This window comes from Vibrio sp. 10N.222.46.A1 (assembly GCF_041473595.1).
Taxonomy (GTDB): domain Bacteria; phylum Pseudomonadota; class Gammaproteobacteria; order Enterobacterales; family Vibrionaceae; genus Vibrio; species Vibrio tasmaniensis_A.
The window spans coordinates 1-2,839 of sequence record NZ_JBFRSN010000358.1; the positions used below are offsets into that span (position 1 = coordinate 1).

Annotated in this window: 3 protein-coding genes; 2 read left to right on the forward strand and 1 reads right to left on the reverse strand. The window is 43.5% G+C overall.

Features of this window, described 5'->3' with window-relative positions; translation table 11 throughout:
- The coding region (locus AB4496_RS11445; RefSeq protein WP_372130999.1) for a methyl-accepting chemotaxis protein at positions 1–1,248 on the forward strand (1,248 nt) is incomplete at its 5' end.
- Positions 1,249–1,488: 240 nt separating this feature from the next.
- Here AB4496_RS11445 and AB4496_RS11450 read toward each other — a convergent pair.
- Positions 1,489–2,292 (reverse strand): sterol desaturase family protein, encoded by an 804-nt coding sequence (locus AB4496_RS11450; protein WP_009846749.1) that lies wholly within the window; start codon positions 2,290–2,292, stop codon positions 1,489–1,491.
- A gap of 68 nt (positions 2,293–2,360) precedes the next feature.
- Here AB4496_RS11450 and AB4496_RS11455 point away from each other — a divergent pair.
- A partial coding sequence (locus AB4496_RS11455) for a tRNA-uridine aminocarboxypropyltransferase (protein ID WP_372131000.1) occupies positions 2,361–2,839 on the forward strand: 479 nt, incomplete at its 3' end.

The following is a 2,839-nucleotide window of genomic DNA, read 5'->3' on the forward strand; positions in this document are numbered from 1 at the left end:
GATCACGGTGTATTAAGACAAATCCTGCAAAAGCTAGAACTTGTTGAGCAACAAGAAGCCGACTTAGCAAAAGTCATCTATCTGGCTAACACCGTGATAGGGACCTTAAATCAACTATCGAACACCGCTTCCATTTTAATTGATGAAAGCGAGTTTGTGGTCAATCAGACAATTGCGACGATAGACAAAGTACTATTTATTAGCGGATTAGTGATAACGGCCATCATTTCTATTTCATGGTTCGTATTGCGTCACTGGGTGAACAAAGGACTCAGGAACATTACTCAACAAATGAGCTTACTCGCGGAACACGATTTTTCAAAACAGAGTCAATTAGTTGGCCCATTGGAATTGCAAGTTATCGCATCAAAACTTAATTCTGTTGTCGATTCAACCGCTGATTCGGTGCGCTTGGTAACACGAAACTGTGAAACGCTTTATCAAACAGCGGAAGTCAGTCACGATGCCGCAGAGCAAACTAACTCAAGCTTACACGAGCAAAATGAATCACTTCAGAACATGATTACCACCATTACAGAGCTTGAAGCATCTATTGGTGAAATTGCACGTATTTCTAACGCCTCAAATGATGACGCCCAGCTTGCTGAAAATGAGTCAGTGACAGGGAGTCAAGTTGTTGGACTTAACCAGCAGCGACTGCATGCACTAGAACACTCTTTAAGCATGAATGAAGAATCGATGGCCGACTTAGACGGACGTGTTAAACAGATTCGCGAAATGGTCGACATGATCAGCGGCATTGCTGACAACACTAACTTACTCGCATTGAATGCAGCAATAGAAGCAGCTCGAGCAGGAGATCAAGGCCGAGGCTTTGCAGTGGTCGCCGATGAAGTAAGAAAACTAGCCAGCGATACTTCCCAGCAAACCACTAATATTCGAAATATGATGAATGAATTGGTGGCAGCCGCTGATCGCTCACGGGCGTCTGTAACAGAGTCGAGAAGCGAAATGGCGAATGCACTGGAAACCAGTGGCGATGTAAAGCAGGCCTTCGAGAAAATCGAATTCGCGGTTAGCCAGATTAAAGGACGTGTTGAACAAATCATGGTGGCGACTGAGCAACAGGCACGCGCAACGGTGGATGTGACACATTCGATCACTCGTGTTTCTGAACAAGGCGAGAATACTAAGTTACAGCTTGAATCCATGATCGAGAGTTCAGAGCAAGTCGGAGAGATAGCAGGACACCAACAAGCTATGCTTCATAAGTACGTACTGAAATAAACAAGCGTCCTCAAATAAACGAGCTTGCTGAGTTAAGCCTGGCAGCATAATAGTTGAAGCACTAGCTACGCTTAAATTCCGATTGATACAGAAACGCCCTTAAGTTTTCATAAGAATCTAAGGGCGTTTTGCTTTGGTATTAAGCTTGGTTTGTTATGGAGACGGGTTTGTTATAGAGACAGGTTTGTTATTAAGATAGGTTTGATCTCAATATAAACTGAGACTCAACTGAATTCGAACCTAGTCTTTCGTTGTCGGGAATCGTGCAAATGGCTGACGTAGCATTAAGTCTAACCGTTGCTCTTTACCATCTTGAATCTCTGGAACGCCAATCTGAACGTTATCATGGCCAAGCTTAGGTTGAGCGCGATAGGTTTTGAACCAAATGTCCCACACCGATAAGAAAAAACCAAAGTTTGAGTGCGTTTCCTTAACAATGACCGAGTGATGAACTCGGTGCATGTCTGGTGTCACAATCACTTTTCTCAATCGCTTATCAATCCACAGTGGCAGATGCGCATTGCTGTGGTTAAACATCGCGCTGGCGTTAAGAACAATTTCAAAGATGACAACAGCGATGACAGGTACACCAAGCGCGATCACTAAACTCACTTTAATCAGCATTGAAAGAATCATCTCAATTGGATGAAAACGAGTTCCGGTTGTGACATCAATATCTAGATCTGCATGATGAACTCGGTGCAACTTCCATAGCCATGAAACACGGTGAAACACCAAGTGCTGCAGGTAAATAGCGCAATCTAACAGTAAAACACAGATGAGGATGCTGAGTTCTTTAGGAAGTGACAGGGTATTGAACAGACCCCATTGGCTTTCTTGTGCGATAACCGCCGCTTGAAATGCTGCGATTGGAATTAGAGTGGCTAATAGAAAACTGTTTAAAGCAACCAACGCAAAGTTGTTTCCCCAACGAAACCATTTACTCTGAGTCAGCGTTTTACGTGGAAAGCGGTACTCCCAAAGCGCACATGATCCAAAAACGACAATAAAACAAACAAGGCGAAGCAGGGATGGGTCTTGCATGGGAATTCCTTCTATCATTCTAGGGTCACTGTAAGTACAATCGTGCCACTTTTCTAGATCTATCGTTATTGTCCATGAGAATCCACGCTTTTCACCGTTTATATCAACACCGTTTATCCATTGCTACTAAGCCGTTTAATGCGCGCGGGTGTAAAGTAGTGCGATGTGAGTTCTGTAAAATCAAACAAGACAGCTGTATCTGTGAACATCAACCAGACGTAAATACGAACGTCGCGACCATGTTGATCTTGTCAGATAACGAAATATTGAAACCAAGTAATACAGGTCGATTGATTCTCGATACAGTAAAAGACAGTTACGCTTACCTATGGCATCGCACAGAGCCCAATCAGGAAATGTTGGATGTCTTAAAAGATGACAACTATCAACCTGTCGTAGTGTTCCCCGAAGACTATACAGATGACAAATCGCGCGTGGTTCAAAACCTGCCACAAATGCGTGACCCAAACAAAACACTATTGCTGATCTTTATTGATGGCAGTTGGCGTGAAGCGCGACGTATCTTCCGTCGTTCAGAGTATCTGCA

Bases quoted from the DNA above. Each gene is read 5' to 3' on its own strand.
- AB4496_RS11450 (WP_009846749.1), bottom strand. From the start codon at position 2,292: ATGCAAGACCCATCCCTGCTTCGCCTTGTTTGTTTTATTGTCGTTTTT.